This window comes from Streptomyces sp. PL-29, from assembly GCF_058344425.1.
This window is the reverse complement of the sequence record NZ_CP136996.1, coordinates 3923168-3950000: the sequence shown is the minus strand read 5'-3', so window position 1 is coordinate 3950000 and position 26833 is coordinate 3923168. Positions and strand designations below refer to the sequence as shown.

Here is a 26833-nt window from a genome sequence, read left to right as displayed (position 1 = left end):
CCCCGCCGACCGTCGCCACGCAGGTGGGCAAAACTCGCGGCGTCCTCGTTTCCGCCGGTCTACGCTGGCCGGCATGACTACGCATGCACCCACACACAGCCTTCGCTGGTGGGCCGCCTGACGGCGGCCGACCTTCCACGCGAGCACGCATGCGCTCACGGCCGCCGCCTCGGCGGCCGTTTCTGTTTGCTCCCTCCCGGGAGTGGCTCGGTCGCCCGGCGCGGTGGCCCGTCACCACTCACGCAGTCAGAGGGAGAGCAGGACATGACGAGGATCTTCAGCGGGATCAAGCCGACCGGCCACATGACCCTGGGGAACTACCTGGGTGCCGTGCGCCAGTGGGTCGCGGCTGACCGGGAGCCAGACGATGCGCTGTTCTGTGTCGTCGACCTGCACGCGCTGACCGTCGAGCACGAGCCGGCGCGCGTGCGCAGGCTCAGTCGGCAGGCCGCGACGCTGCTGATCGCGGCAGGGCTGGAGCCCCGGCGGTGCACCCTGTTCGTGCAGAGCCATGTCGACGAGCACACCCGGCTGGCCTATCTGCTGGAGTGCACGGCGACCGACGGGGAGCTGCGGCGGATGATCCAGTACCGAGAGAAGGCGGCGAGGGCGCAGGCCTCCGGCGACGGCGTCAGGCTGTCCCTGCTCACCTATCCGGTGCTGATGGCCGCGGACATCCTGGCCTACGGGGCTGGAGAGGTCCCCGTCGGGGAGGACCAGCGCCAGCACGTCGAGCTGACCCGGGATCTGGCGGCGCGTTTCAACCAGCGCTACGGGCACACCTTCATCGTGCCGAAGGCCACCCATCCGGCGGTGGCCGCACGGGTTATGGACCTGCAGGATCCGGCGTCGAAGATGGGCAAGTCCCACGCGAACGGATCGGGGATCGTCTATCTGCTCGACGAGCCCGGGGTGGTGCGCAAGAAGGTGATGCGGGCTGTGACCGACAGCGGGGACGGTGCGGTGGTGTACGACCGGCAGGCGCGGCCGGGCGTGGCGAACCTGCTGGACATCCTGGCGGCGTGCACCGGCGGCGATCCGGCCGCGCTCGCCGACGGGTACGGCGGGTACGGGGCACTGAAGCGGGACGTGGCCGACGCCGTGATCGAGCTGCTGCGGCCGTTGCGGGAGCGGCACGCGGAGCTGGCGGCCGATCCGGCGCAGGTGGACGAAGTGCTGCGGGAGGGCGCGGGGCGGGCCAGGGAGCTGGCGCGGCCCGTGGTGGACCGGGCGTACGAGGCGATCGGGCTGCTGCGGCCGTAGGCCGGGCAGCGGGTGTGGGGTGCGGGGCCCCCGCGACGCGGAGGCCCCGCAGTGCCCGAGGTTCAGCTGTTGCCGGAGGCGAGCTCGCGGCTGCGGTCGCGGGCGGCTTCGAGTGCGGCGATCAGGGCGGCGCGTACGCCGTGCCGCTCCAGCTCGACGATCGCGTTGATGGTCGTGCCGGCCGGGGAGGTGACGGCCTCGCGGAGCTTGACGGGGTGTTCGCCGCTGTCGCGGAGCATCACGGCGGCGCCGATGGCGGCCTGGACGATGAGGTCGTGGGCCTGGGCGCGCGGGAGGCCGAGGAGGATGCCGGCGTCGGTCATGGCCTCGACGAGGAAGTAGAAGTACGCGGGTCCGGAGCCGGAGAGGGCGGTGGCCGCGTCCTGCTGGGACTCCGGGACGCGCAGGGTCTTGCCGACGCCGCCGAAGATCTCCTCGGTGTGGGCGAGGTGCTCGGCGGTGGCGTGACTGCCGGCGGAGATGACGGACATGGCCTCGTCGACGAGGGCGGGGGTGTTCGTCATGACGCGCACGACGGGGGTGCCGGGGCTGAGACGCTCCTCGAAGAAGGAGGTCGGGATGCCGGCGGCGCCGCTGATGACCAGCCGGCCCGCGGGGACGTGCGGGGCGAGCTCGTCGAGGAGCTTGGCCATGTCCTGGGGCTTGACGGTCAGGATGAGGGTGTCGGCGCGCTTGGCGGCCTCGGCGTTGGAGACGGACTCGACGCCGTAGCGGGTGCGGAGTTCCTCGGCCCGGTCGCTGCGGCGTGCGGTGACGAGGAGCTTGGAGGCGGGCCAGCCGCCGCGGATCATTCCGCTGAGCAGAGCCTCGCCGATCTTGCCGGTACCGAGGACTGCGACTGTCTGGGTCATGCCCGATTCACCTCGCCGAACTGTTCTTCCGCCTGGGCTGCGCAGGCGTACGCGTACGTGTCCTCATCCTTGCACCCGGGGGGTGGGTGGGGCCGCGCTGTCCGCAGTGCGGTCAGGGGGTGCGGCGGCGGAAGGGTGGCCGCGCCGAGGGCGAGTACGAGGACGGCGCAGGCGGCGACGATCACGACGTCGCGTACGAAGTCGGTGGTCATGTCGGTGTGGGTGAGGACCTGGGTCATGCCGTCGACGGCATAGGACATGGGCAGGGCGTCGGAGATGCCTTCGAGGACGGGGTGCATGGTGCTGCGGGCGGCGAAGAGTCCGCAGAGGAGCAGCTGGGGGAAGATCACCGCCGGCATGAACTGGACGGCCTGGAATTCGGAGGCCGCGAAGGCGGAGACGAAGAGGCCGAGGGCGGTGCCGAGGAGGGCGTCGAGGAGGGCGACGAGCAGCAGCAGCCAGGGGGAGCCGACGACGTCGAGACCGAGGGCCCAGAGGGCAAGGCCGGTGGCGAGGAGGGACTGGACGACGGCGACGGCGCCGAAGGCGAGGGCGTAGCCGGCGATGAGGTCGCCCTTGCCGAGCGGCATGGCGAGGAGGCGTTCGAGGGTTCCGGAGGTGCGTTCGCGCAGGGTGGCGATGGAGGTCACCAGGAACATGGTGATGAGGGGGAAGATCCCGAGGAGTGACGCGCCGATGGTGTCGAAGGTGCGGGGGCTGCCGTCGAAGACGAAGCGCAGCAGGGTGAGCATCAGGACGGGCACCAGGACCATCAGGGCGATGGAGCGCGGGTCGTGGCGGAGCTGGCGCAGGACGCGGGCGGCGGTGGCGGCGGTGCGGGCGGCGTTCATCGGGTCTGCTCCTGGGCGGCGAGGGTGTCGGCCTCGTCGACGAGGCGGAGGAAGCCCTCCTCGACGGTGGCGGAGTGGGTGCGGGTGCGCAGGGCGTCGGGGGTGCCTTGGGCGAGGATGCGGCCTTCGCGCATGAGGAGCAGGTCGTGGCAGCGCTCGGCCTCGTCCATGACGTGGGAGGAGACCAGGAGCGTGGCGCCGCGGGTGGCGGCGAGGTGGTGGAAGAGGTTCCACAGGTCGCGGCGCAGGACGGGGTCGAGTCCGACGGTGGGTTCGTCGAGGACCAGGAGCTCGGGGGTGCCGAGCAGGGCGACGGCGAGGGAGACGCGGCTGCGCTGGCCGCCGGAGAGGTTGCCGGCGAGGGCGCCGGCGCGGGCGGTGAGGTCGACGTCGGTGATGGCGCGGTCCACGGCTTCGGCGCGGCGGGCTGCGGCGGCGCGGCCGGGGTCGAGGATCGCGGCGAAGTAGTCGAGGTTCTGGCGGACGGTGAGGTCGTCGTAGACGGAGGGCGCCTGGGTGACGTAGCCGATGCGGGAGCGCAGGTCGGCGTGGCCGGCGGGGCGGCCGAGGACGTCGAGGGTGCCGGTGACGTGGGCCTGGGTGCCGACGATGGCCCGCAGGAGGGTGGATTTGCCGCAGCCGGAGGGGCCGAGGAGGCCGGTGATGCGGCCTCGGGGGACGTCGAAGGCGATGTCGGAGATGACGGTGCGCGGGGTGCGGCCGGTGCCGCGGCGGACGGTCAGGCCGTGGGCGTGCACAGCGGCCTGGTCACCGCCGGCTTCTTTATTCATCATGTGATGAATAATGCTCCTGGGGGTGGCCGGGCGTCAACAACCAGGAAGAACGAGGACGCGCGGACGTGCGGAGGCCCGGCCGCCGACTACTGCTTCTTGCGCTTGGGGCGGCGGGCGGCCGGGTTGCCCGTACGGGTGCTGCGGCGGCGGGCGTACTCGGCCCGGGCGCGCTCGTACTCGGCACGGTGCAGCTTCTCGCCCGGGGCCTCGGTCAGGCAGCGCAGGGAGTAGGCGATGAGGGAACCGATGAAGCCGATCGTCTTCAGACCCTTGAGGGCGGCCTCGTCGGAGGACGGGGCCGGGCGCCGGCTGAAGGAGTCCCACGTCTTGACGAAGGCGATGGCACTGGCGATCGCGAAGAGGACGACGACGGAGATGCTGAGGAAGGGGCCGACGTCGCCGATCTCCAAGCCTTCGTAGGAGAGGCGCAGCAGCACGGCGGCGGCGGTGGCCGTGACCAGGGAGCCGACGGCGAGGGCGGCGCGGCGCAGGCCGTAGCCGTTCTCGTGGTTCACCCAGGTGGTGCCGAAGAAGCGGAGCGGCTCGGGCTGCGGGCCCGCGGGCGGCACCGGCCCGGTCGCTTCCGAGGCCGCGGCCCGGGCCGGGGCAGCCGCGCCGGCCGGCTCGGCGGGGGTCTGGTCTCGCTGGTCGTCGCTCACAGCGGCGATTATCCCCCGCCGGGCCGCCCGGGCCGGGTGTGTCTCACGTGTCAGACGGGTCAGCCGCAGCGCGTGACCACATAGCCGTCACTGCCGGTCTTTATGTACGCGTCGGAGACGAAGCGGCCGTTCCCGATGCAGTCCCAGATGCTGGACGTGCCGTACGGGCCCGAGACCGTGGTGCCCTCGGTCTGGCAGCGCAGCGTGACGATCGCGCCGACCGGCAGGACGTCGATCACCGAGTAGTTGGTACCGGGCCCGCTGCGGACGTTCAGCCGGTAGCCGGGCGCGACCGGATAGGACGGGTAGCCGGAGCCCGAAGCAAGGCTCTGAACTTGGCTCGAATCGTTCTCCACCGACATGCGAAATCTCCCCCCATGGGCGTTGCCGTGCGCAACTCGCGCAGGGTAGCAGGACCTTGGAGATGCGTACGGGTCATCGACTAGGCTCCGGCGGGGGTGGTGAGCGGTGCATTCGCTGCGCGCGGACTACGCGGGCTTTCCGGAGTACGCCGGGCAGTACCGGCTCGAAGCGGTGCTCGGCTCCGGAGGTATGGGCGTCGTCCACCTCGCCACGTCCGGCTCGGGGCTGAAACTCGCCGTCAAGATCGTGCACGCCGAGCATGCCGTGGACCCGGAGTTCCGGGCCCGCTTCCGGCAGGAGGTCGCGGCCGCCCGGCGCGTGAGCGGGGCGTTCACCGCACCCGTCGTGGACGCCGACCCCGACGCCGAACGGCCCTGGATGGCCACCCTGTTCATCGACGCGCCGACGCTCTCCGAACGCGTCCGCGAGAAGGTGCTCGACCGTACCGAGCTGGCCCGGCTCGCGGCCGGCCTGGCGGAGGCCCTGCGCGACATCCACCGGGCGGGGGTGGTCCACCGCGACCTCAAGCCCAGCAACGTGCTCATGGCGCCCGACGGCGTGCGGGTCATCGACTTCGGGATCTCCCGGCCGGCCGACAGCGACCTGCGGACCGAGACCGGAAAGCTGATCGGCACCCCGCCGTTCATGGCACCCGAGCAGTTCCAGCGGCCGCGCGAGGTGGGGACGGCCGCGGACGTCTTCGCCCTCGGCGCGGTGCTCGTGCACGCGGCGACGGGCCGCGGCCCCTTCGACTCCGACAGCCACTACCTGGTGGCGTACCAGGTGGTGCACAGCGAGCCCGACCTGAGCGGGCTGCCCCGGCAGCTCGTACCGCTCGTCGAGCGGTGCCTGGCCAAGGACCCGCGGGAGCGGCCCACCGCCGAGGAGCTGATCGCCGAGATGCGGGCGGTCGCGTACCCGACCGCCGAGGACACCCAGGCCTTCATCCCCCGGCCGCGGCAGCCCGACGGGGCCGAGCTGCTCACCCACCGCCGGGAGCGGATCCCCGCCGGGCCCGAACCCCGGGTCCCGGGCCGGCGGCGGGCCCGGATCGCGGTGGCAGCGGGGATCGGGCTGCTGCTGGTGGGCGGTGCCGTCGGCGGGTACCTCCGCCACGGGACAGCCGCCGGATCCTCTCCCGCCCAGATCGCCGCCCAGGCGGATCCGACGCCGGTGAAGAACTTCGCCCCCTGGTCGGTCCCCCTCGGCAAGCCCGGGACGGGCAGCCGGATCGGGGCCTGTTCCTGGCAGGCGGAGGCCCTGTACTGCGCCGGACCGGGCCTCTTGGCGGCCCGGCTGGACCCCGTGAACGGTTCGACGGTGTGGGCCCTGGAGTCACCCGCGGCCGCCCCCGCGAAGGGGACGCCCGCCCCTGCCACGCCCCTGCACGCCGGCGGACGGGTCCTCGTCGTGGCACCCGGCAGCGGGACGCTCCAGGCCCTGGACCCGGCCACGGGCGCCGAACGCTGGCGGCGCGGACTGCCCGCAGGCTCCCAGGCGGTGCCCGCGGGCTCGCAGGTGCTGCTGGTGGGCACCGACGGCAGCGTCACCGCACTGGACGCGGCGTCCGGCACCGCCCGCTGGACCCGGCAGATCGGCGGGGTCGGCTCCGTGTGGTGGAGCGGCGGCGGGCCGGAGGGCGGCGCGGCACCGGAGCTGTACGCGGTGACGCCCGACGGCAGCGGATCCACCCAGCTCGCCGCGGTCGACCCGGCGAGCGGGAGCGTGACCCGGCAGTTCCGTACGGCGGGGCGGCTGCGGCCCGTCGGCGCCGCGCACGGCGGCCTGTACCTGATGGACGTCGACGCCTCCTCCCGGACCACCGCCGTCGTGCGCGCCGATCTGACGGCGCGCACCGCGCAGCGGGTACGGCTCACCGCTCCGCTGTTCGACGCGGAGGCGGCGGTGGACCGGGACGGGGTCACGTACCTGTTCGGGACCTCCGGCCCGCTGGTGGCCGTCGGCGCCGACAAGGAGCGGTGGCGGCTGGAGACGGGCGTGACGGTGGCCTCCCGTCCGGTGGTCGCCGACGGGCGGGTCCACCTGACGGCGCCGGACGGGCGGCTGCTGGCCTTCGACGCGGCCGACGGCAGGCCGGCGGGCCAGACCAGGCCGCGGATGGCGGACGGCAAGGACACCTACGCGTCGACCCTGCCGGCGCCGGTGGCCGGCGGCGGGCGGGTGTTCGCGGGCGCGCCCGACGGATCGGTGTTCGCCGTGGACGCGGGCGATCCCGCCCGCTGGTGAACGGCCCGGCGGCGCGGAGCCCGGGCGGCGTCCCGCCCGGAGCTCGGACGCGGGCGCCCCCGCACCGTGCGGTGCGGGGGCGTCGCTGCCGGGGCCGGCCGGGTCAGCCCAGCCGGGTCACGTCGCGGACCGCGCCCTTGTCGGCGCTGGTGGCCATCGCGGCGTAGGCGCGCAGGGCCGCGGAGACCTTGCGCTCTCGATTCTTCGGGGCGTAGACGCCGCCGAGAGCCTCGTGGCGGGCCGCCAGCGTGGCATCGTCGACGACGATCTCGATGGACCGGTTCGGGATGTCGATGCGGATCAGGTCGCCGTCCTCGACGACCGCGATGTCGCCGCCGGACGCCGCCTCCGGGGAGGCGTGGCCGATGGACAGACCGGAGGTGCCGCCGGAGAAGCGGCCGTCCGTCACCAGCGCGCAGACCTTGCCGAGGCCGCGGCCCTTGAGGAAGGACGTCGGGTAGAGCATCTCCTGCATGCCGGGGCCGCCGCGCGGGCCCTCGTAGCGGATGACGACGACGTCGCCCGCCTTGATCTCCTTGCGCAGGATCTTGTCGACGGCCTCGTCCTGCGACTCGCAGACGACCGCCGGCCCCTCGAAGGTCCAGATCGACTCGTCGACACCGGCCGTCTTCACGACGCAGCCGTCGGCGGCGATGTTGCCGCGCAGCACCGCGAGGCCGCCGTCCTTGGAGTACGCGTGCTGCACGGAGCGGATGCAGCCGCCCTCGGCGTCGAGGTCGAGGGTGTCCCAGCGCTCGGACTGCGAGAAGGCGGTGGCGGAGCGGACACAGCCGGGGGCCGCGTGCCACAGCTCCATGGCCGTGTCGGTGGCCGTGCCGGAGCGGGCGTCCCACCGGGCCAGCCAGTCCTCCAGGCCCGCGGAGTGGACGGTCGTCACGTCCTTGTTGAGGAGTCCGCCGCGGTGCAGCTCGCCGAGGATGGCGGGGATGCCGCCGGCCCGGTGGACGTCTTCCATGTAGTACGTGCCGCCGGGCGCCACGTTCGGGGCGACCTTGGCCAGGCACGGGACGCGGCGCGAGACGGCGTCGATGTCCTTCAGGTCGTAGTCCAGGCCCGCCTCCTGCGCGGCGGCCAGCAGGTGCAGGATCGTGTTGGTGGAGCCGCCCATCGCGATGTCGAGGGCCATGGCGTTCTCGAAGGCCTCGCGGGTCGCGATGCTGCGGGGGAGGACGGACTCGTCGCCGTCCTGGTAGTAGCGCTTGGTGATCTCCACGACCGTGCGGCCCGCGTCCTCGTACAGGGCGCGGCGGGCGGTGTGCGTGGCGAGGACCGAGCCGTTGCCCGGGAGGGCCAGGCCGATGGCCTCGGCCAGACAGTTCATCGAGTTGGCGGTGAACATGCCGGAACACGAACCGCAGGTGGGGCAGGCGTTCTCCTCGATGCGGAGCACGTCCTCGTCGGAGACGTTCTCGTTGGAGGCGTCCACCATGGCGTCGATGAGGTCCAGCTTGCGGACGGTGCCGTCGACGAGGACGGCCTGGCCGGCCTCCATGGGTCCGCCGGAGACGAACACGGCCGGGATGTTGAGGCGCATGGCGGCCATCAGCATGCCGGGGGTGATCTTGTCGCAGTTGGAGATGCAGATCAGGGCGTCGGCACAGTGCGCCTCGACCATGTACTCCACGCTGTCCGCGATCAGGTCGCGGGACGGCAGGGAGTAGAGCATGCCGCCGTGGCCCATCGCGATGCCGTCGTCGACGGCGATCGTGTTGAACTCCCGGGGGATCGCACCGGCCGCGCGGATGGCGTCGGAGACGATCCGGCCGACGGGCGCCAGGTGCGTGTGACCGGGAACGAACTCGGTGAAGGAGTTGGCGACCGCGATGATCGGCTTGCCGATGTCCTCGCTCGCTACGCCCGACGCGCGCATCAGGGCGCGGGCGCCCGCCATGTTGCGGCCGTGGGTGACGGTGCGGGACCTCAGCTCGGGCATGCGGTTCACTCCCCATGAGTGCGGCTGTACGGTCAGCCGCGACTGCGGATATGGCTCAGATACGAGGCTACGCCCACCGCCCGCGATCCGGACGCCCCGTCCGCATGACGGGACGGGCGGCTCAGTCCTCGGTCAGGTACCGCTGCAGCGTGGGCGCCACGAGCGCCACGATGTCCTCGGTGTCCGCGGATGCGAGGGGCTCGACCTGCAGCACGTAGCGCAGGATCGCGATGCCGACCATGTGGGAGGCGGCGAGCTCGGCGCGGAAGGTCGGATCAGGCACGTCCAGGTCGGCGGCCACCCGCTCCAGGAGCCTGCGCAGCACCAGCCCGCGCAGCACCTTCGCGGCGGCCTCGTGGGTGAGCGCGGAGCGGATCACGGCCAGCAGCGGCGCCCGGGTGACCGGGTTCTCCCAGACGCCCAGGAAGTAGCGAGCCAGCCGCTCGCCGATGCCCTCCGGCCCTTCCCCGATGACGGCGGGGACCTCCAGGGCCGGCTCGATGCTGATCTCGATGGCCGCGGCGAAGAGGTCGTCCTTGCTGCCGAAGTAGTGGTGCACCAGGGCCGGGTCCACCCCGGCGACCTTCGCGACGCCGCGCACGGACGTCTTGTCGTAGCCGCGCTCCGCGAACACCTCACGGGCAGCGAGCCGGATGCGCTCCTGGGTGCCCGGCCCCTCCTCGGCCTCGTCCTGGCGGGGCCGGCCCGGCCCCCGACGGCGCGGCGTGCTCCCCCCGGTCACGGTCGGCGGGCCCGGTCGTGCCCGGCGGTGGCCAGGTGCAGGCGGGTGAAGGCCAGCGCCTCGGCGAGGTCGGCCTCGCGCTCGGCCGAGGACATCGCACGCCGCGTGTTGACCTCGATCACCACATGGCCGTCGAAGGAGCTCCGGGCCAGCCGGTCCAACAGTTCGGCGCAGGGCTGCGTCCCCCTGCCCGGGACCAGGTGCTCGTCCTTCGCCGAGCCGTTGCCGTCGGCGAGATGCACGTGCGCCAGCCGCTCCCCCATCCGGTCGATCATCGCGGTCGCGTCCGTACGGGCGGTCGCGGTGTGCGACAGGTCGACGGTGAAGTGCCGGTAGTCGTCCTTCGTCACGTCCCACTCGGGCGCATAGGCGAGCATCTCGCGGTCGCGGTACCGCCACGGGTACATGTTCTCCACAGCGAACCGCACGTCGGTCTCCTCCGCCATCCGCCAGATGCCGGAGACGAACTCCCGGGCGTACTGGCGCTGCCAGCGGAACGGCGGGTGCACGACGACGGTGGACGCGCCGAGCCTCTCGGCCGCCGACCGGGCGCGCTGCAGCTTGACCCACGGATCGGTGGACCACACCCGCTGGGTGATCAGCAGGCAGGGGGCGTGGACGGCGAGGACGGGCACCTGGTGCTGGTCCGACAGGCGGCGCAGTGCGTCGATGTCCTGGCTCACCGGATCCGTCCACACCATGACCTCGACGCCGTCGTATCCGAGGCGTGCGGCGATCTCGAAGGCGGTCGCCGTGGACTCCGGATAGACGGAGGCGGTGGACAGGGCGACTTTCGCGGTCGGGATACGGACGGGTTCTGCCACGGGGACAGGGTACGGGGCCCGCGCCCGCGCGGTACGTGACGACCGCCACGCGGGCCCGATCCCACCGGTCACGTGAGGCTGAAGAAGAGCGTGTCCTGGGTGTACCAGTCGAGGTCCTTCGTCGCGCTCTCCCATTCCCCGTGCTCGAACTCCAACTTCTCGATGAGCTCCCGCACGTCGTGGTGGAAGTCCGGGTCCATCCGGTCCAGGACGGCCCGGTAGGCCTCGGCAGCCGCCTTGGTCCTGGCGAGCGGCAGGTGGCCGATAGCCGGGTACCCGTCCATCGACGAGGGGAGGAACGGGAACTCGTCGGGCAGCCCGCCGTAGAGGAACCCGTGGGGCAGCAGGTCGGCGGGCACCCCGAGGCGCCGCATCTCGTCGTCGACCAGCCCGAAGAAGGTGCTGGGCCGGGAGTAGGTGCCCAGGTGGCCCGGGTCCGAGGCGTTGCGGTCGATGACCAGTTGCAGGGCGGTGGTGTACGCGTTGCCCGCACAGTCCGCGTCCGCGTCGCTGTGCCCGGCTATGAGGTGCTCCAGGGCGTCGGGGACGGACAGCCCCCAGTCCACTTCCTGGTGGTCGAGGTCGTCCTGACGGATCCTGGCGTACCGCCGCATGCTCTCCAGGCGGCGCAGCTGATCCGGCGTGAGATCGCCCTTGCTGCCCAGGAAGGCCAGCACGTCGGCCTTGTCAGCCGTCGAGTACGAGATGGTGTGACTCATGCTCACCATCCTGCCGAACGGCACCGACAGGCCCGCCGGCGGACGCGGTGGCGTTCCGCCCGGGCTTCTTCCCCCTCCCCCGGCCACCGGACCGGAGTCCGGTGCCCGGCAGAGGATCACTCCCCGAGGAAGGTCTTCCGCCACTCCAGCGGTGACATGGTCAGGGCGGCCTCGGCGAGGGCTTGGGCCGAAGCCGTCTTGAGGCTGCTCAGCGAGGTATCGATCCAGTCCTGCACCAAGCTGTAGCCCTGGGCCCGGTACTCGACCGCCTGCACCAGACACTCCAGCTTGTCGGCGTCCTTGGCCACGATCGCCTCAGGGCTGTCGCCACTCTCGTACTCGCCCACCACGCGCTGCACGCCGGCCTTCACCGCCGGATGCGCCGCGGCGACCTGGTCGGCGGTGACCGTCTCGTTCGTCGCCGCGTCGATGTAACGGCGGCCGATGTGCGGAATGTCGCCGATCCGGGTCTCCTGCGTGTCGTGGAACAGACACATCAGTGCCACCTTGGCAGGGTCCACGCCCTCCATCATGGCCAGAACGGCGCCGACGATTCCGACACGGAACGAGTGCTCTGCGATCGACTCGGGGTTGTTGTTGCCCGTGAACCACCAGCCGGTCCGCTTGGCGTTCTTGAGCACACCCATCTCGAAGAGGAACCCGGCCGTACCCTGCGCGTTCGCCGTCTCGTCTGCCATGTGGTGACCCTCCGGTTTCAGGTTCGATCACGTAGAACGTAGTTCACCGTGCTCAGTTCGCGGCGGGATCTTTCAGATACACGCCCCCCGTCCAACAGACACTCCGTCCGCTCGGCCAGCTCACGCACCAGTCCGCCCGACGCCTGGGCCAGCCATGGATGGACCGTCAGCAGGGCCCACAGGGTGTGCGCGTACAAGTCCACATAGCCAGCTGCTCCGTGCAGCCCGTAGGTCAGTCCTCGCAGCAGCGTGACCGGATCCCAGCCGGTCAACTGCCGGTCTCGCATGAAGAGGTCGTCGGACTGGGGCAGTCGTGTACCACCCAGCCAGTAGGCCCAGTAGTTCAGGTTGGCTGCCTCTCCCGCGTCATCACCCACGATCGCGCGCTCGATGAAGTCCAACAACGGGACCGGGTCGCCGAGGCGAGCGAGAGCGGTCGCCGTCGACCGCGCCTCTGCCCATTGCGGCGTCCACCCCCGCCGCGCCAGCAGATCCCGCCGGGCATGGAGTGCCTGGGCGGTCCACGCCGCGGCTTCGGGACTCATGTCGTACGAGGTCAGGTAGAGGGCCTGCCGGTGAAGCAGAACGCCTTGGGGACCGGTCCGCTGTGCTGCCTCCGCTGTGGTCCGCAGTTCCCCGAAGAAGGCAGCGCGATCACGCAGCGGAAGGAGCGGAGAGGCCGCTGCCGGTCCTCGCCTGCGCCGAAGGGGGATCTTCGCGAGTGACGGTGGACGAGCCCCCGTGAGAGCCCAGGCGAGCATGTGCGCGGTATCCCTGGTGTGCACCCACTCCGACAGAGGGTGCGGCCCATCGGTGCGGTTGAGGGTGGCACCGATGATCCGGTCCGCGTCCATCGCGGCGTCCAGCATCCCCACGACCGACGTTTCCGCACCCATGGCAGCCAAACGGCGCCGCAGACCGACCAGATCTCCCGCCCGCATGTTCGCGAGTGGTCGTCGGCCCGACTCCCAGCCCTGCACGGTGCACAGGTCGACCCCCAGAGCCTCTGCTGTCGCCGACTGTGTCCGGGGGATCGACTCGCGAGCCGTACGCAGCACGAATCCCGCGATCGTGCCAGTGATTGGTCCTCCGGCCATGTGCACGCTCCCCGGCGCGAGCCTTGCAGTAACACGTACCCACAGTCAGTCCTACCGCACTCAGCGCGACCATAGGTTCGTTGCGCGGGATCGCCGAAGCCCGGAACCGGGTGACGCGACGCGGTCACGGCGATCGATGGGCGGGGAACGCACCCGCGGCTGCCGACGAAGGGACGTGAGTATGGTCAACCGAATCATCCACAGCTGCGCTCATGGCGTGCTCGGTCTCGACATCGCCGACGGCGCCTGCTCCGAGCCGACTGCGGTTCCCGAGCCGAGCCAGGAGCTCCTCGACCGCGCGCTGGTCGGATGGGAACGCTTCATCGGCATCGCCGAGGAGCCCCACGATGACTGAGCGCTACACGTATATGCCGCACCCGCTGCTACGACATCGCGTGCGTGATGTGGCCAGCGGCGTCGAAGGCGAGCTGATGGCCGTGATCAACGAGGACGTGTCGACCTCGCTCCACCCCTACTGGGTGGAGCTGGCGTACGTACGAGGCCCGTCCGGCCGCGAATTCTCCACGGCGGTCGACAACATCGAGTCCGCCGAGCTCCCCCCGGGTCACGCCATCTGACCAGCCCCCGAGGTCGGGAGGTGGTCCAGGCGGCGCAGGATCACGCCCTCGCGCAGGGCCCACGGGCAGATCTCCAGCTCGTCCACGCCGAAGAGGTCCATGGCACCCTCGGCGACCAGCGCACCCGCCAGGAGCTGGTTCGCCCGGCCCTCCGAGACCCCGGGGAGGGCGGAGCGCTGGGTCGTCGTCATCGCGGCCAGGCGCGGGACCCATTCCTCCAGGGCCTTGCGGCTGAGGTCGCGCTGCACGTACAGGCCGTCCGCCGAGCGGGCCGCGCCCGCGATGCGGGCCAGCTGCTTGAACGTCTTCGACGTCGCCACCACGTGGTCGGGGGCGCCGAAGCGGCTGAACTCCCGAACCGTCCGCGCGATCTCCGCCCGTACGTGCCGCCGCAGCGCCCGGATGTCCAGGGCGTCGGGCGGGTCGCCGGGGAGCCAGCCCGCCGTGAGGCGGCCCGCGCCCAGCGGGAGGGAGACGGCGGCGTCCGGGTCCTCGTCGATGCCGTACGCGATCTCCAGGGAGCCGCCGCCGATGTCCAGGACCAGCAGCTTCCCGGCGGACCAGCCGAACCAGCGGCGCGCGGCGAGGAAGGTGAGGCGCGCCTCGTCCTCGCCGCTGAGGACCGGCAGGTCGACGCCGGTCTCGGCCTTGACCCGGGCCAGTACCTCGTCCGCGTTGGTCGCCTCGCGCACCGCGCTCGTGGCGAAGGGGAGGACGTCCTCGCAGCCCTTGTCCTCGGCGGCCTGCACCGCTTCGTTGATGACGGACAGCAGGCGCTCGACTCCCGCCGGGGTGACGGCCCCGGCGTCGTCGAGGAGCTCCGCCAGCCTTATCTCCACCTTGTGCGAGTGCGCCGGCTGCGGGCGCGCGCCGGGGTGCGCGTCCACCACCAGCAGATGGACCGTATTCGAACCCACATCGAGGACACCGAGTCTCATAGGGGGAAACGCTACTGCGAGGAACGCTCGGGGGTCGCGTAAGGGGCGCTTAGGCTTGGGTTTGTGCCAAATACGAAGAAGGCCAACAAGACCCGGTCGGAGAAGGACACGGGCAAGGACGACCAGGGCGCACGCACCCGGGACGCAGAGGCAGCGAACGGCAAACCCCCCAAGCCCCTCAAACAGCTCAAGCCCCTCAAGCCCGGAAAGGCCAAGGCCATGGCCGACGAGAAGGGGCTCGACTTCCCTCGGGCCTGGGTGGAGTTTCCCGACCCCGCCGACGACGAGCAGGTCTTCCGCTGTGACCTGACCTGGCTGACCTCCCGGTGGACCTGCATCTTCGGCAGCGGCTGCCAGGGCATCCAGGCGGGCCGGGCCTCGGACGGCTGCTGCACGCTCGGCGCGCACTTCTCCGACGAGGACGACGAGAAGCGCGTCGCGGAGCACGTGGCCCGGCTGACGCCCGAGCTGTGGCAGTTCCACGACGTCGGCAGCGAGAGCGGGTGGACCCAGCACGACGACGACGGGGAGAAGCAGACCCGCCGCTGGGACGGGGCGTGCATCTTCCTGAACCGGCCGGGGTTCCCCGCGGGGGCCGGCTGCTCGCTCCACATCCTCGCGCTGCGGGAGGGCCGTGAGCCGCTGGAGACCAAGCCGGACGTCTGCTGGCAGCTGCCGATCCGCCGGACCTACGACTGGATCGACCGGCCCGACGACACCCGGGTGCTCCAGGTGTCGATCGGCGAGTACGACCGCCGGGGCTGGGGCCCGGGCGGCCACGACCTGCACTGGTGGTGCACGTCGGCGACCTCCGCGCACGGCGCCGGGGACCCCGTCTACGTGTCGTACCGCGCCGAGCTGACGGAGCTGATGGGCCAGGAGGGGTACGAGGCGCTGGTGCAGCTGTGCGAGGCCCGGCTGGCCTCGCTCCTGCCGATGGCTCCGCATCCGGCGGATCCGGCCCCGTAGCCGAAGCCCCGCCCGGTCGGTCGCCGGCCTTCGCAGGGCCGCGTCGGCTCCCTGGCGACTCCGCAGGCCTTGCCGACCCCCGGCCGCGTCACCGGCCGTCACCCGGCGTCACCCCGGGTCAGCCGCCCGACGGCTCCGACGGTGGCGGGTCGGGCGCGGGGGAAGCCGTTGCGCCCGCGCCGTCCGTCGGGGTCGGCGCGGGGGTCGGGGACGGCGGAGGGATCGTCGGCTCCGTGGGGGACGGCGTCGGCGCGGGTCCCTGCGTCTGATCCGGTGACGGCGGCGGGCTCGCGGGCTGAGTCGGTTCCGGCTGCGGGACGGGCGTCGACGGGGGCCGGCCGCGGCCCCGGACGGAGATCACCGCGCCGGTCGGGTCGACCCCGACCCGGGCGGTCCAGGCGCCGACCGGCTGCGCCTCGGGGTCGACGGCGATGTGCAGGGTGACGGACTCCCCGGGCGCGAGCGTGCCCGCGGTGCGGCTCGCCCGCAGCCAGGGTGCGTCGGACCAGAGTCGCCAGTTCACCGGGGCGCCGCCCGAGGCGGTGAGGGTGAGCAGGGTGAGGGCGCCCCGCGAGGACGCGGCGACCGAGAGCCTGCCGGGGGCGCCGGCTTGGTCGGGGGTGGCGGGCGGGCCGGTGCTGATCACCTCGACGGAGACGTCGGAGGAGTCGCTGTTGTCGGCGAAGTCGGGGCCACCGGTGGTGACGGCCGCGTTGCCCGCGTTTTCGTAGGCGGTCAGCGGGCGCCCGTCGATCCGGGAGGTCGGAAGCTCGGTCTCGCTGGCGGAGATACGGGGGGAGCCGCTGCCGGCGGGCTCGCCGGTGCCGGGCTCGCCGCGGTACGAGGCCCACAGCGCCAGGACCGGGGCCGCGACGACGGTGGCCACGACGGTGGTGGTCACCGCCCGGGCCCGCATCCGGTCCCGGCGAGCCGCGCGGTCCCTGGGGTCCATCGGGAAGCCGGTGCGGTCGAAGCGGGGGGCGGGGCCGCGCCCCCGACCGGAGCGGTGCATCGCCGCGTGGACGGCGGTGCGCGGGGCGGGTACGAGCGGCAGCGCGGCGGTGTCCACGCCGCCGGAGCCGGGCCACGGCGCGGCGGCGCCCACGCGTTCGGCGACGCGCCGGCACCTCGGGCAGTCGTCGACGTGCCGGACGAGCTCGGTGCGCAGGGTGCTGGACAGCAGGACGTCGCCGCTGTTGCCGTCCGCGTCGCCGCCGGTGAGCTGGACGACACCGGGACAGCCGCCGGTCTCGACGACGGCGAGGGCGGCTCGGGTGCGCTCCACCTCGCAGGCGGCACCGGTCAGGAGCTCCCGGGCGGCGGCGGGGGGCGTGCCGAGGACCGCGGCGAGTTCGGGGACGGCGAGGCGGTGGCGGACGGCGAGTTCGAGTGCCTCGCGCTGGGCGGGGGTGGTCCCTGCGGCCTCCGGCCAGGCAAGACGTGCCAGCTCGGTACGGCGGTAGGCGCTCACGTCAAGCTGCCGGCGGGGCTCCGCGGCCGGGCCGTCGAAGGCTGCGCCCCCCGGCGCATGGTCGCGCCCGGCGTGCTCCGGCGCACGCTTGGCGGAATGCGCTCCCTGCCGAACGCGCCGCTGCTCCGCCAGCCGGCGCAGGCAGCCCCAGCGGGCGAGCGCGTAGAGCCAAGCCCGCCGGTCGCCCTCGTCAGGGCAGCGACCGGGATACCGCTCGGCCACGGCGAGGACGTCTGCGAGCACGTCGGTCGCGGTGTCGTGGTCGCACAGGACCGACAGGCAATAGGTGAACAGGCCGTCGAGGTACGGCTCGTACCGGAAGGGGCGCGGCCGTTCCTCCTCGTGAGGCGTGCGCCCGTGCGCCCGGTGTGCGCCGGTGCGCGGCGAAGGGTGTGCCTGGTTGCTGCTGTTCACCTGGCGACCGTAGGCGGCGCGCCGGGGGCGCCTGGGAAGCCTTCCCCGGTTTTAGCCCTTAAGGGTGAACAGATCGGCGGTGCACTGACGACGGCTCTGACGACGGCTCTGACGACCGCCCCGCGGGTGCCCGGACCGGCACCGCGGACCGGGCTGTCGGTGCGGGCGGCTACCGTGAGCGCATGGCTGCCCGCACCTCTCGCTCATCCGCCAAGGACCGACCGTCCTACCGCTGCACCGAGTGCGGCTGGACGACGGCCAAGTGGCTCGGCCGGTGTCCCGAGTGCCAGGCCTGGGGCACCGTCGAGGAGATGGGGGCACCCGCCGTACGGACCACCGCGGCCGGCCGGGTGTCGACCGCCGCGCTGCCGATCGCCCAGGTCGACGGGCGGACGGCGACCGCGCGCAGCACCGGTGTGGACGAGCTGGACCGCGTCCTGGGCGGCGGGCTCGTGCCCGGCGCCGTCGTGCTGCTGGCCGGCGAGCCCGGCGTGGGGAAGTCCACGCTGCTGCTGGACGTCGCGGCGAAGGCCTCCAGCGACACGCACCGCACGCTGTACGTGACGGGTGAGGAATCGGCGAGCCAGGTCCGGTTGCGGGCGGACCGCATCAACGCGCTGAGCGACCACCTGTACCTCGCGGCCGAGACCGACCTGTCCGCGGTGCTCGGGCACCTCGACGCCGTGCAGCCCTCCCTGCTCGTCCTGGACTCCGTACAGACCGTCGCCTCCCCCGAGATCGACGGCGCGCCCGGCGGCATGGCCCAGGTGCGGGAGGTGGCGGGCGCGCTGATCCGGGCCTCCAAGGAGCGGGGCATGGCCACCCTGCTCGTCGGCCACGTCACCAAGGACGGGGCCATCGCCGGCCCCCGGCTCCTGGAACACCTCGTCGACGTGGTGCTGAGTTTCGAGGGAGACCGGCACGCGCGGCTACGGCTCGTGCGCGGCGTGAAGAACCGGTACGGCGCCACCGACGAGGTCGGCTGCTTCGAACTGCACGACGAGGGCATCACCGGGCTGGCCGACCCGAGCGGGCTGTTCCTGACCCGGCGTGCCGAGGCCGTCCCGGGAACGTGCCTGACCGTCACCCTGGAGGGGAAGCGGCCACTGGTCGCCGAGGTGCAGGCGCTGACCGTCGACTCGCAGATCCCCTCCCCCCGGCGGACCACCTCGGGCCTGGAGACCTCGCGCGTCTCGATGATGCTGGCGGTGCTGGAGCAGCGCGGCAGGATCACCGCGCTCGGCAAACGCGACATCTACAGCGCCACCGTGGGCGGTGTGAAGCTCACCGAGCCGGCCGCGGACCTGGCGATCGCGCTCGCGCTGGCGTCCGCCGCCAGCGACGTCCCGCTCCCGAAGAACCTGGTGGCCATCGGCGAGGTCGGCCTGGCCGGCGAGGTGCGGCGGGTGACGGGCGTACAGCGGCGGCTGGCGGAGGCGCACCGGCTGGGCTTCACCCACGCGCTGGTGCCGACCGACCCGGGCAAGGTGCCACCGGGGATGAAGGTCACCGAAGTGGCCGACATGGGCGACGCGCTGCGGGTGCTGCCGCGCGGGCGCTCCCGTACGGCGGCCAGGGAGAGCAAGGAGAGCAGCGAGCGGGCGGGGGCCGGGGCCGCGAGGTAGGCCGTGCCCGAGCAGCCCTGCCCGAGGGGCCGGACCACCGGCCGGGCTCACAGCCCGCCTTGCTCACAGCCCGCCGTACTCACGGCCGAGCATGATCGAACCGGCCGGACCGCCAAGATCGGCCCGTCCGACCGGCCGGTCGCCACGCTGGTCAGGGGGGCCGCGCGGCCCCCCACCGGGCCCCACCTGGCCAAGCCCCGGTGGGGCCGCAGCACGCGCCGGTAGACTTTGGGCTGGTCCGCCCGGCCGTGCGCACGTCCTCGTGCCCCCGTGCCGAGCGGCGCAACCCGCGACCGGAGGAGTGCAGTGGCAGCCAAGGACGGGGCATCAGCACCCGGGAAGTCCGGCGCGAGCTCCAGGCACGACGCCCTCATGCGCGCCTCGCTGAGCGCGGTCGCACCTGGTCAGCCGCTGCGCGACGGCCTTGAGCGGATCGTGCGGGGCAACACCGGCGGCCTCATCGTCCTGGGCATGGACAAGGCCGTCGAGGCGATGTGCACGGGCGGCTTCGTGCTGGACGTGGAGTTCACCGCGACCAGACTGCGCGAGCTGTGCAAGCTCGACGGCGCGCTCATCCTCGACAAGGACCTCACCAAGATCCTGCGCGCCGGTGTGCAGCTCGTGCCGGACGCCTCGATCCCCACGGAGGAGACGGGCACGCGCCACCGCACGGCCGACCGCGTGTCGAAGCAGTGCGGCTTCCCGGTGGTGTCGGTGTCGCAGTCGATGCGGCTGATCGCACTGTACGTGGACGGGGAGCGGCGGGTCCTGGAGGAGTCCGGAGCGATCCTCTCCCGGGCGAATCAGGCGCTGGCCACGCTGGAGCGGTACAAGCTGCGCCTGGACGAGGTCGCGGGCACGCTGTCGGCGCTGGAGATCGAGGACCTGGTCACGGTGCGTGACGTGACGGCGGTCGCGCAGCGGCTGGAAATGGTCCGCCGGATCGCGACGGAAATCGCCGAGTACGTGGTCGAACTGGGCACGGACGGGCGTCTGCTGTCCCTCCAGTTGGACGAGCTGACGGTGGGGATCGAGCAGGAGCGCGAGCTGGTCATCCGCGACTACGTGCCGGAGCCGACGGCGAAGCGTTCCCGCACGGTGGACGAGGCGCTGGCGGAGCTGGACGCGCTGACCCACCCGGAGCTGCTGGAACTGCCCATCGTGGCGCGGGCGCTGGGATACACGGGCTCGCCCGAGACGCTGGACTCGGCGGTGTCGCCCCGCGGTTACCGGCTGCTGGCGAAGGTGCCGAGGCTGCCGGGCGCGATCATCGAGCGGTTGGTGGAGCACTTCGGCGGTCTGCAGAAGCTGCTCGCGGCGAGCGTCGACGACCTGCAGGCGGTGGACGGGGTGGGCGAGGCCCGCGCACGGAGCGTCCGCGAGGGCCTGTCCCGCCTGGCCGAATCGTCCATCCTGGAGCGCTACGTCTAGGCCGCGCCCTGGCGCGGGTGACCGCGATGGCCTGCCGGGCCGCGGCGTCCGGTGCGGCGCGGGGCCGAGCGGAGGGCCACGGCCGGTACAGGAAGAACGCCGCTGGTCGGCGCCGGTCAGTCCTGCTTGAGGACGAACGAGGTGCGGGCCACCGGCATGCCGGGGGACTTGACCTCGACCACGTAGGTGTCCGGGGGCGCGGAACCCGCCGGGGGCGACTGGCACTGGCCGGCCGCGCTGAACCTGCGGTCCCAGTCCAGCGAATGCTTCGTCTCGCCCTGTGCGGGAAGCCGGAAGAAGACGTTGCCGGCACCCGTCGGGCAGTCCGCCGAGGACCACACCGCCTTGTTGCCACTGGCCTGAAGGATGGTCAGGACGGCCTGCTTCGGGCCGAGATCGACCTTGCAGGTGGTTCCGGAGATGTTGCGGGCGACCAGTTCGAGGCGGGGCTTCTCGTTCGCCTCGTACTCGTTCTTCGCGCTCCTGACCTCCCACTGGAGCGCGGACGTCGCGCACGTGGGGAGCGGGGAGTCCGCGGGGACCGCCGCCGGGCCGCCCGCGCCGCCGCCGGAGGAGCCCGAACCCCCGCCCGTGGCGCTGCCGCTGCCCGGCTCGCCGTTCTTGCCCGCGCCGCCGCCCGGGCCGCCCTCGGAGCCGGTGGTCCCACCACCGCCCGACTCGGGCCGTCCGCCCGGGGCCGCGCTGATGGCGGGGCCGGTGCCGGCCGGGCCCGGGGTGATGGAGGTGACGGGATCGGGGCGCCCCCCGCCCTTTCCGTTCGTACTCGTCTTCCCCCCGCCGGAACTGACGGTCCATACGGCGAGGAGCGCGAGGAGCGCGACGACGGACGCCAGCACAGCCCTCCGTCGCCAGTAGATGGAGGAGGGGAGCGGCCCGACCGGATTGCGCAGAGATCCCACGAACGGAACCTTACAAAGGTTCGCGGCCCGATCAGTGCCCCACATGCCGCGCAGCGGACTTGATTTGCCGATGATCATCCTGCGGGCCCAACCGGAACGGGCGGGAACCGGCCAAAGGGCTTACATGGAGATGAGTCCGGTTTCGGTACGTTCGGTACCCATGGACACCTCCGGCCTCTACCGCACCGTCACCGGCTTCGCCCACTCCGCGCCCCTGTGGGTGCAGCGGGCCTTCGAACTCTGGACGGGGTACGGCCTCTGGCTCTTCGGGGCGCTCCTCGCCGCCCTCTGGTGGCGGGCGCGCGGCCGGGGCGACGCCCGGGCGGTGGCACTGGCCCTCCTCGCGCCGACGGCCACCGTCGTCGCCTACGCCGCCTCTGAGGCCGTGAAGGCCACCGTGGACGAGGAGCGTCCGTGCCGCGCGGTCGCCGGCGCGGCGGCTTCACTGGTCGGGTGCCCGCCGCCGGGCGACGGGTCCTTCCCCAGCAACCACGCGGCCATCGCGGGCGCCGCGGCCGTGGCCCTGGTCATGGCCGCGCGCCGGCTCGCGCCGCTGGTGGTGCCGCTCGCCCTGCTGATGGCCTTCTCCCGGGTCTTCGTCGGTGTCCACTACCCGCACGACGTGGCCCTGGGCCTGCTGCTGGGCGGTTCGGTCGCCGCCCTCGTCGTCCTGGCGCTGACCGGTTCGGCGGCCGCGGGCGTCCGCGCGGTGCGGGCGGGCGGGATGCGGGCCGGTGTCCTGCTGACCGGGCCGGGACCGAGCGGTGAGTCCTCCCCCGGGGTCCGAAACGTGCCAGGATGCCGTCTGCCATGACTGCATCCCCTCCTTCCTCCCCCGACGTGTCGCCGGACCTGTCCCCCGAGGACTCCCGCGACGTGCCCGCCGGCACCTCCCACCCGCTGCACTCCCCCGTCATCTCGTGGTTCGAGGAGCACGCCCGCGACCTGCCCTGGCGCCGCCCCGAGGCCGGCCCCTGGGGCGTCATGGTCAGCGAGTTCATGCTCCAGCAGACCCCGGTCAGCCGGGTGCTACCGGTCTACGAGCAGTGGCTCGCCCGCTGGCCCCGCCCCGCCGACCTGGCCGCCGAGGCCCCCGGTGAGGCCGTACGGGCCTGGGGACGGCTCGGCTACCCGCGCCGGGCCCTGCGGCTGCACGGCGCGGCCGCCGCGATAACGGAGCGGCACGGGGGCGACGTACCGCGGGAGCACGCACAGCTCCTCGCACTGCCCGGGGTGGGCGAGTACACCGCGGCGGCGGTGGCCTCCTTCGCGTACGGGCAGCGGCACGCCGTCCTCGACACCAACGTCCGGCGGGTCTTCGCGCGCGCCGCCACCGGGGTCGAGTACCCGCCGAACGCGACCACGGCCGCCGAGCGGCGCCTGGCCCGCGAACTGCTGCCGCAGGACGAGACCACCGCGGCCCGCTGGGCGGCGGCCTCGATGGAGCTCGGCGCGCTCGTGTGCACCGCGAAGAGTCCGGACTGCACGCGCTGCCCGGTAGCCGGACAGTGCGCGTGGCGTCTGGCCGGGAAGCCGGCGCACGACGGGCCGCCGCGGCGCGGGCAGACGTACGCCGGGACCGACCGGCAGGTGCGCGGCAAACTCCTGGCGGTCCTGCGGGAGGCGGTGGGCCCCGTTCCGCAGGCCGTGCTCGACACTGTCTGGAACGAGCCGGTGCAGCGGGCCCGCGCGCTCGACGGGCTGGTGTCCGACGGGCTGGTGGAGCCGCTCGGCGGCGGCCTGTACCGGCTGCCGCAGACGCGCCCGCAGCCCTGACCGCAGAGGTGCCCGCAGAGGTGGCGGACGGCGCACGGGACGGTTCGCGAACGGACCGTGCACCGGTCCGCCACCCCCCGTAGCCGCCCTCGAAGCTGAGTCGGCAATTCCGCTTGTTGCCGGGAAACCCCAGCTCACAGGCACTGTTACACAACCTATGGGTGTCCGTGTTCCCACCGCAGGCTGGCTCGCACAGGCCCGTGACAACCCCTCCGTACCGTCGTCCCCGTAAGACAGCGGTGGAGTGGTGGGACGGAACGGGAGGCGGTCCAAGATGGCGCAGGCGCAGGGCGAGGTGCTCGGGTTCGAGGAGTACGTACGCACGCGGCAGGACGCGCTGCTGCGCAGTGCCCGGCGGCTGGTTCCGGACCCCACCGACGCCCAGGACCTCCTCCAGACGGCCCTCGTGCGCACCTACGGCCGCTGGGACGGGATCGCCGACAAGTCTCTGGCCGACGCCTACCTCCGCCGGGTCATGATCAACACTCGTACCGAGTGGTGGCGCGCCCGCAAGCTCGAAGAGGTCCCCACCGAGCAGCTCCCCGACGCGTCCGTCGAGGACGGTTCCGACCAGCGCGCCGACCGCGCCCTGCTGATGGACATCCTGAAGGTGCTCGCGCCCAAGCAGCGCAGTGTGGTCGTCCTGCGACACTGGGAGCAGATGAGCACCGAGGAGACGGCCGCGGCGCTCGGAATGTCGGCGGGAACCGTGAAGAGCACTCTGCACCGCGCCCTGGCCCGGCTCCGGCAGGAGCTGGAGAGCCGGGACCTGGACCTGCGTGCGCTGGAGCGCGGTGACCACACCATGAGGTACGAGGGGCGTGAGCGGTGCGCGGCCTGAACGGCCAAGATCTGAAGGGCAGAAGCTCTCCCCCCGTGTTCGGGGGAAGGGGAAGTCTGGTGCTGATGTCGGCGGGGACCATCATCCTCGTCGGCACAGCCGTGTTCGCGGTCGGCTGCGCCACCGGCGGCACCGGTCTGCGTGACGGCGGCCCCGCCCGCACCGACACCATCTCCAGGACCGCGCCGTCCGGCCCCTCCTCGGGCACCTCTCCGGCCTCCGCGTCCGGCACCCCCTTCAAGAAGGTGGATCCGGTCGCGCTGCTCATGGCGGACCCCAAGGTCAGCTCCGAGGTCAAGCGGGACCTCAAGCCCTGCACGGGCAAGGAGTACCCGGTGGACGTCAGCTACGGGAAGGTCACCGGCGGTCCCGTCGCGGACATCGTCGTGAACGTGCTGTCCTGCGTCGACGCCCTGGGCCGCGGCTCCTACGTGTACCGGGCGGACGGCGGCACGTACGAGAATGTGTTCGCGGACGAACAGCCCCCCGTCTACGCGGAGATCGACCGGGGCGATCTGGTGGTCACGAAGCAGGTCTACGGGAAGAGCGACGCGCTCGCCTATCCGTCCGGCGAGGACGTGGTCACGTACCGCTGGAACGGAGAGGAGTTCACCGAGCAGGACCGGGTGCACTCGGAGTACAGCAACGTGGTCGACGGCGGAGCCCAGCCCGCCCCGGCCACGAGTCAGAAGAACTGAGCACTGAGCAAGAAGAACGAGGCGAGGCTTGCGCATGGCCGAGACCCATGTCCTGTTCGTGGAGGACGACGACGTCATCCGTGAGGCCACGACCCTGGCGCTGGAGCGCGACGGGTTCACGGTCACGGCCATGCCCGACGGCCTGTCGGGCCTGGAGTCGTTTCGCGCTCGCCGGCCCGACATCGCCCTGCTGGACGTGATGGTCCCCGGCATGGACGGCGTGAGCCTGTGCCGCCGCATCCGTGACGAGTCCACCGTCCCGGTCATCATGCTGTCGGCGCGCGCCGACAGCATCGACGTCGTGCTGGGCCTGGAGGCGGGCGCCGACGACTACGTCACCAAGCCCTTCGACGGTTCGGTGCTCGTCGCCCGCATCCGCGCCGTGCTGCGCCGCTTCGACCATTCGGGAGGCCCGCACAACGGCGCCGGCGGCGGCTCCGACCACGACCCGGACGCGGAGCGCGGGGTGCTCTCCTTCGGCGACCTGGAAGTGGACACCGAGGGCATGGAGGTGCGCAGGTCGGGCGCCCCCGTGGCGCTGACGCCGACGGAGATGCGGCTGCTGCTGGAGTTCTCCTCGGCGCCCGGCACCGTCCTGTCGCGGGACCGGCTCCTGGAGCGGGTCTGGGACTACGACTGGGGCGGCGACACGCGCGTCGTGGACGTCCACGTCCAGCGCCTGCGCACCAAGATCGGACAGGACCGGATCGAAACGGTCCGGGGCTTCGGATACAAGCTGAAAGCATGAGACGGTTCACCCTCCGTACGGGGATCCGCTGGAAGATCACGCTCGCCATCGCCGCCGTGGGCGCCCTCGTCACGATCGCACTGAGTCTGGTGGTGCACAGCGCGGCCCGTGTCTCGATGCTGGAGAGCGCGCGCGATGTCCAGCTGGAGCGCGTGCAGTTCATCTCCCGCAACGCCGAAGCCGGGCGCAAGCCCCCCATGGGGGCCAAGCTCAATGACCCCGAACTGCCCGCCGAGCTGCGGCAGAAGGCGCAGTCGGGGCGGCGCGGGACCTATATCCAGGAGCATCCGCACGGGCTGCCCGAGGTGTGGGCCGCCGTACCGCTCGGGAACGGCATGGTGCTGTCGCTGCACACGCCCTTCCGGGAGAGCACGAACCTGCTCAACGACCTGGACCGGGCCCTGGTCATCGGTGGTCTGTCGGCCGTGGTCGCCGGTTCGGCGCTCGGCGTGCTGATCGGCGGCCAGATCTCGCGCCGGCTGCGCAAGGCCGCGGCGGCCTCCCAGCGGGTGGCGCACGGCGATCCCGACGTACGGGTGCGGGACGCGGTCGGCGGCGTCGTCCGCGACGAGACGGACGACCTCGCGCGGGCCGTGGACGCCATGGCGGACGCGCTCCAGCAGCGGCTGGAGGCCGAGCGGCGGGTGACCGCGGACATCGCGCACGAGCTGCGGACACCGGTGACGGGCCTGCTCACCGCCGCCGAACTGCTGCCCCCGGGGCGGCCGACGGAGCTGGTCCGGGACCGTGCCCAGGCGCTGCGCGCGCTGGTCGAGGACGTGCTGGAGGTGGCCCGGCTGGACAGCGCCTCGGAGCGGGCGGAGCTCCAGGAGGTGGCACTGGGCGAGTTCGTGAGCCGGCGCGTGAAGGCGCTGATGCCGGAGGCGACCGTACGGATCGTCGCGGACGAGGTCGTCAGCACCGACCCTCGGCGGCTGGAGCGGATCCTGGGCAACCTGCTCGCCAACGCCGCCCGGTACGGAAGGCAGCCGATCCAGGTCGACGTCGAAGGGCGGGTGGTACGGGTCCGCGACCACGGGCCGGGCTTCCCCGAGGCGCTGCTGCGCGAGGGGCCGAGCCGGTTCCGCACCGGGTCGACGGACCGCGCGGGTGTCGGGCACGGGCTGGGCCTGACCATCGCGGAGGGCCAGGCACGGGTGCTGGGCGCCCGGTTGACGTTCCGCAACGTGGCGGCTCCGGGCGTCCTGGACCGCTCGGTGACGGCGCCGGGCACGCCCGACGGCGGGGCGGCCGGAGCCGTCGCGGTGCTGTGGCTGCCGGAGCACGCGCCGACGGCGACGGGCAGCTTCCCGGTCCTGAAGCTGCCGCCGGGCTGAGGGA

General features: G+C 72.7%; 26 protein-coding genes and 1 pseudogene. 13 read left to right on the top strand and 14 right to left on the bottom strand.

Annotated elements, in window-relative coordinates:
• The first annotated feature begins 264 nt into the window (after nucleotides 1-264).
• Complete coding sequence (trpS, locus tag R4Z63_RS18135; RefSeq protein WP_037921274.1) at nucleotides 265-1263, top strand: tryptophan--tRNA ligase; 999 nt, start codon at nucleotides 265-267, stop codon at nucleotides 1261-1263.
• A 62-nt stretch (nucleotides 1264-1325) separates the two neighbouring features.
• Here the strand turns inward: trpS and proC are convergent, their stop codons facing one another.
• The 5 genes and pseudogenes from proC to R4Z63_RS18110 form a co-directional block, all read right to left on the bottom strand.
• On the bottom strand, nucleotides 1326-2135 hold the full coding sequence (proC, locus tag R4Z63_RS18130) for a pyrroline-5-carboxylate reductase (protein ID WP_037921272.1): 810 nt from the start codon (nucleotides 2133-2135) through the stop codon (nucleotides 1326-1328).
• A 112-nt stretch (nucleotides 2136-2247) separates the two neighbouring features.
• Nucleotides 2248-2986, bottom strand: a pseudogene (locus R4Z63_RS18125) (ABC transporter permease).
• Nucleotides 2983-3780: an ABC transporter ATP-binding protein gene (locus R4Z63_RS18120; RefSeq protein WP_037921270.1), complete on the bottom strand. Its 798-nt coding sequence runs from the start codon at nucleotides 3778-3780 to the stop codon at nucleotides 2983-2985. The pseudogene R4Z63_RS18125 and the gene R4Z63_RS18120 overlap by 4 nt, the downstream one beginning before the upstream one ends.
• Before the next feature lie 86 nt (nucleotides 3781-3866).
• The gene (locus R4Z63_RS18115; RefSeq protein WP_037921269.1) at nucleotides 3867-4439 is read right to left on the bottom strand and encodes a membrane protein; all 573 of its coding nucleotides are present in this window, start codon (nucleotides 4437-4439) and stop codon (nucleotides 3867-3869) included.
• A 59-nt stretch (nucleotides 4440-4498) separates the two neighbouring features.
• On the bottom strand, nucleotides 4499-4801 hold the full coding sequence (locus tag R4Z63_RS18110) for an SH3 domain-containing protein (RefSeq protein ID WP_037921267.1): 303 nt from the start codon (nucleotides 4799-4801) through the stop codon (nucleotides 4499-4501).
• A gap of 106 nt (nucleotides 4802-4907) precedes the next feature.
• On the opposite strand from R4Z63_RS18110, the gene R4Z63_RS18105 reads away from it, so the two are divergent.
• Nucleotides 4908-7049 carry a serine/threonine-protein kinase gene (locus tag R4Z63_RS18105; protein ID WP_384454777.1) on the top strand — a complete coding sequence of 714 codons (2142 nt, stop codon included), beginning with the start codon at nucleotides 4908-4910 and terminating at the stop codon, nucleotides 7047-7049.
• 103 nt (nucleotides 7050-7152) lie between these two features.
• Here R4Z63_RS18105 and ilvD read toward each other — a convergent pair whose 3' ends face one another.
• The 6 genes from ilvD to R4Z63_RS18075 form a co-directional block, all read right to left on the bottom strand.
• Nucleotides 7153-9003 carry a dihydroxy-acid dehydratase gene (ilvD, locus tag R4Z63_RS18100; protein WP_037921263.1) on the bottom strand — a complete coding sequence of 617 codons (1851 nt, stop codon included), beginning with the start codon at nucleotides 9001-9003 and terminating at the stop codon, nucleotides 7153-7155.
• 121 nt (nucleotides 9004-9124) lie between these two features.
• Nucleotides 9125-9745 carry a TetR/AcrR family transcriptional regulator gene (locus tag R4Z63_RS18095; protein WP_037921260.1) on the bottom strand — a complete coding sequence of 207 codons (621 nt, stop codon included), beginning with the start codon at nucleotides 9743-9745 and terminating at the stop codon, nucleotides 9125-9127.
• Nucleotides 9742-10569 carry a sugar phosphate isomerase/epimerase family protein gene (locus R4Z63_RS18090; protein ID WP_037921258.1) on the bottom strand — a complete coding sequence of 276 codons (828 nt, stop codon included), beginning with the start codon at nucleotides 10567-10569 and terminating at the stop codon, nucleotides 9742-9744. Before R4Z63_RS18090 ends, R4Z63_RS18095 begins: the two co-directional genes overlap by 4 nt.
• A 68-nt stretch (nucleotides 10570-10637) precedes the next feature.
• Nucleotides 10638-11288, bottom strand: coding sequence for a DUF7691 family protein (locus tag R4Z63_RS18085; RefSeq protein ID WP_384454781.1), 651 nt, complete (start codon nucleotides 11286-11288; stop codon nucleotides 10638-10640).
• A 116-nt stretch (nucleotides 11289-11404) separates the two neighbouring features.
• A complete protein-coding gene (locus R4Z63_RS18080) occupies nucleotides 11405-11986 on the bottom strand; it encodes an HD domain-containing protein (RefSeq protein ID WP_037921254.1) in 582 nt (193 codons plus the stop codon).
• Nucleotides 11987-12003: 17 nt separating this feature from the next.
• Complete coding sequence (locus tag R4Z63_RS18075) at nucleotides 12004-13083, bottom strand: helix-turn-helix domain-containing protein (RefSeq protein ID WP_384454784.1); 1080 nt, start codon at nucleotides 13081-13083, stop codon at nucleotides 12004-12006.
• A gap of 181 nt (nucleotides 13084-13264) precedes the next feature.
• Between R4Z63_RS18075 and R4Z63_RS18070 the strand changes: the two genes are divergently transcribed.
• A complete protein-coding gene (locus R4Z63_RS18070; protein ID WP_157840233.1) occupies nucleotides 13265-13438 on the top strand; it encodes a hypothetical protein in 174 nt (57 codons plus the stop codon).
• Entirely contained in the window at nucleotides 13431-13661 is a 231-nt protein-coding gene (locus R4Z63_RS18065; protein ID WP_037921251.1) for a hypothetical protein, read from the top strand. The genes R4Z63_RS18070 and R4Z63_RS18065 overlap by 8 nt, the downstream gene beginning before the upstream one ends.
• Here R4Z63_RS18065 and R4Z63_RS18060 read toward each other — a convergent pair.
• Nucleotides 13649-14599 (bottom strand): Ppx/GppA family phosphatase, encoded by a 951-nt coding sequence (locus tag R4Z63_RS18060; protein ID WP_037921249.1) that lies wholly within the window; start codon nucleotides 14597-14599, stop codon nucleotides 13649-13651. The genes R4Z63_RS18065 and R4Z63_RS18060 overlap by 13 nt on opposite strands.
• A 219-nt stretch (nucleotides 14600-14818) precedes the next feature.
• Between R4Z63_RS18060 and R4Z63_RS18055 the strand changes: the two genes are divergently transcribed.
• Nucleotides 14819-15568, top strand: coding sequence for a DUF3109 family protein (locus R4Z63_RS18055; protein WP_384454809.1), 750 nt, complete (start codon nucleotides 14819-14821; stop codon nucleotides 15566-15568).
• A 118-nt stretch (nucleotides 15569-15686) separates the two neighbouring features.
• On the opposite strand, the gene R4Z63_RS18050 is transcribed toward R4Z63_RS18055, so the two are convergent.
• Complete coding sequence (locus R4Z63_RS18050) at nucleotides 15687-17453, bottom strand: BACON domain-containing protein (protein WP_037921246.1); 1767 nt, start codon at nucleotides 17451-17453, stop codon at nucleotides 15687-15689.
• A gap of 182 nt (nucleotides 17454-17635) precedes the next feature.
• Between R4Z63_RS18050 and radA the strand changes: the two genes are divergently transcribed.
• Nucleotides 17636-19078 (top strand): DNA repair protein RadA, encoded by a 1443-nt coding sequence (radA, locus tag R4Z63_RS18045; RefSeq protein WP_037921243.1) that lies wholly within the window; start codon nucleotides 17636-17638, stop codon nucleotides 19076-19078.
• Between the two features lie 306 nt (nucleotides 19079-19384).
• Nucleotides 19385-20509, top strand: a complete 1125-nt coding sequence (gene disA, locus R4Z63_RS18040) for a DNA integrity scanning diadenylate cyclase DisA (protein WP_037921241.1) — start codon at nucleotides 19385-19387, stop codon at nucleotides 20507-20509.
• A 116-nt stretch (nucleotides 20510-20625) separates the two neighbouring features.
• On the opposite strand, the gene R4Z63_RS18035 is transcribed toward disA, so the two are convergent.
• Nucleotides 20626-21429, bottom strand: a complete 804-nt coding sequence (locus R4Z63_RS18035) for a hypothetical protein (RefSeq protein WP_384454791.1) — start codon at nucleotides 21427-21429, stop codon at nucleotides 20626-20628.
• A gap of 160 nt (nucleotides 21430-21589) precedes the next feature.
• Between R4Z63_RS18035 and R4Z63_RS18030 the strand changes: the two genes are divergently transcribed.
• From R4Z63_RS18030 to cseC, 6 genes are all read left to right on the top strand, one after another.
• Nucleotides 21590-22243, top strand: a complete 654-nt coding sequence (locus R4Z63_RS18030) for a phosphatase PAP2 family protein (RefSeq protein ID WP_384454794.1) — start codon at nucleotides 21590-21592, stop codon at nucleotides 22241-22243.
• Nucleotides 22240-23205, top strand: coding sequence for an HhH-GPD family protein (locus R4Z63_RS18025; protein WP_037921238.1), 966 nt, complete (start codon nucleotides 22240-22242; stop codon nucleotides 23203-23205). The genes R4Z63_RS18030 and R4Z63_RS18025 overlap by 4 nt, the downstream gene beginning before the upstream one ends.
• A 274-nt stretch (nucleotides 23206-23479) precedes the next feature.
• The gene (locus R4Z63_RS18020) at nucleotides 23480-24046 is read left to right on the top strand and encodes a SigE family RNA polymerase sigma factor (RefSeq protein WP_384454799.1); all 567 of its coding nucleotides are present in this window, start codon (nucleotides 23480-23482) and stop codon (nucleotides 24044-24046) included.
• Between the two features lie 65 nt (nucleotides 24047-24111).
• Nucleotides 24112-24744, top strand: coding sequence for a hypothetical protein (locus R4Z63_RS18015; protein WP_384454802.1), 633 nt, complete (start codon nucleotides 24112-24114; stop codon nucleotides 24742-24744).
• A gap of 34 nt (nucleotides 24745-24778) precedes the next feature.
• Complete coding sequence (gene cseB / locus R4Z63_RS18010; protein WP_037921234.1) at nucleotides 24779-25492, top strand: two-component system response regulator CseB; 714 nt, start codon at nucleotides 24779-24781, stop codon at nucleotides 25490-25492.
• Nucleotides 25489-26829 (top strand): two-component system sensor histidine kinase CseC, encoded by a 1341-nt coding sequence (cseC, locus tag R4Z63_RS18005; protein ID WP_037921232.1) that lies wholly within the window; start codon nucleotides 25489-25491, stop codon nucleotides 26827-26829. The genes cseB and cseC overlap by 4 nt, the downstream gene beginning before the upstream one ends.
• The last annotated feature ends 4 nt before the right edge of the window (nucleotides 26830-26833 follow it).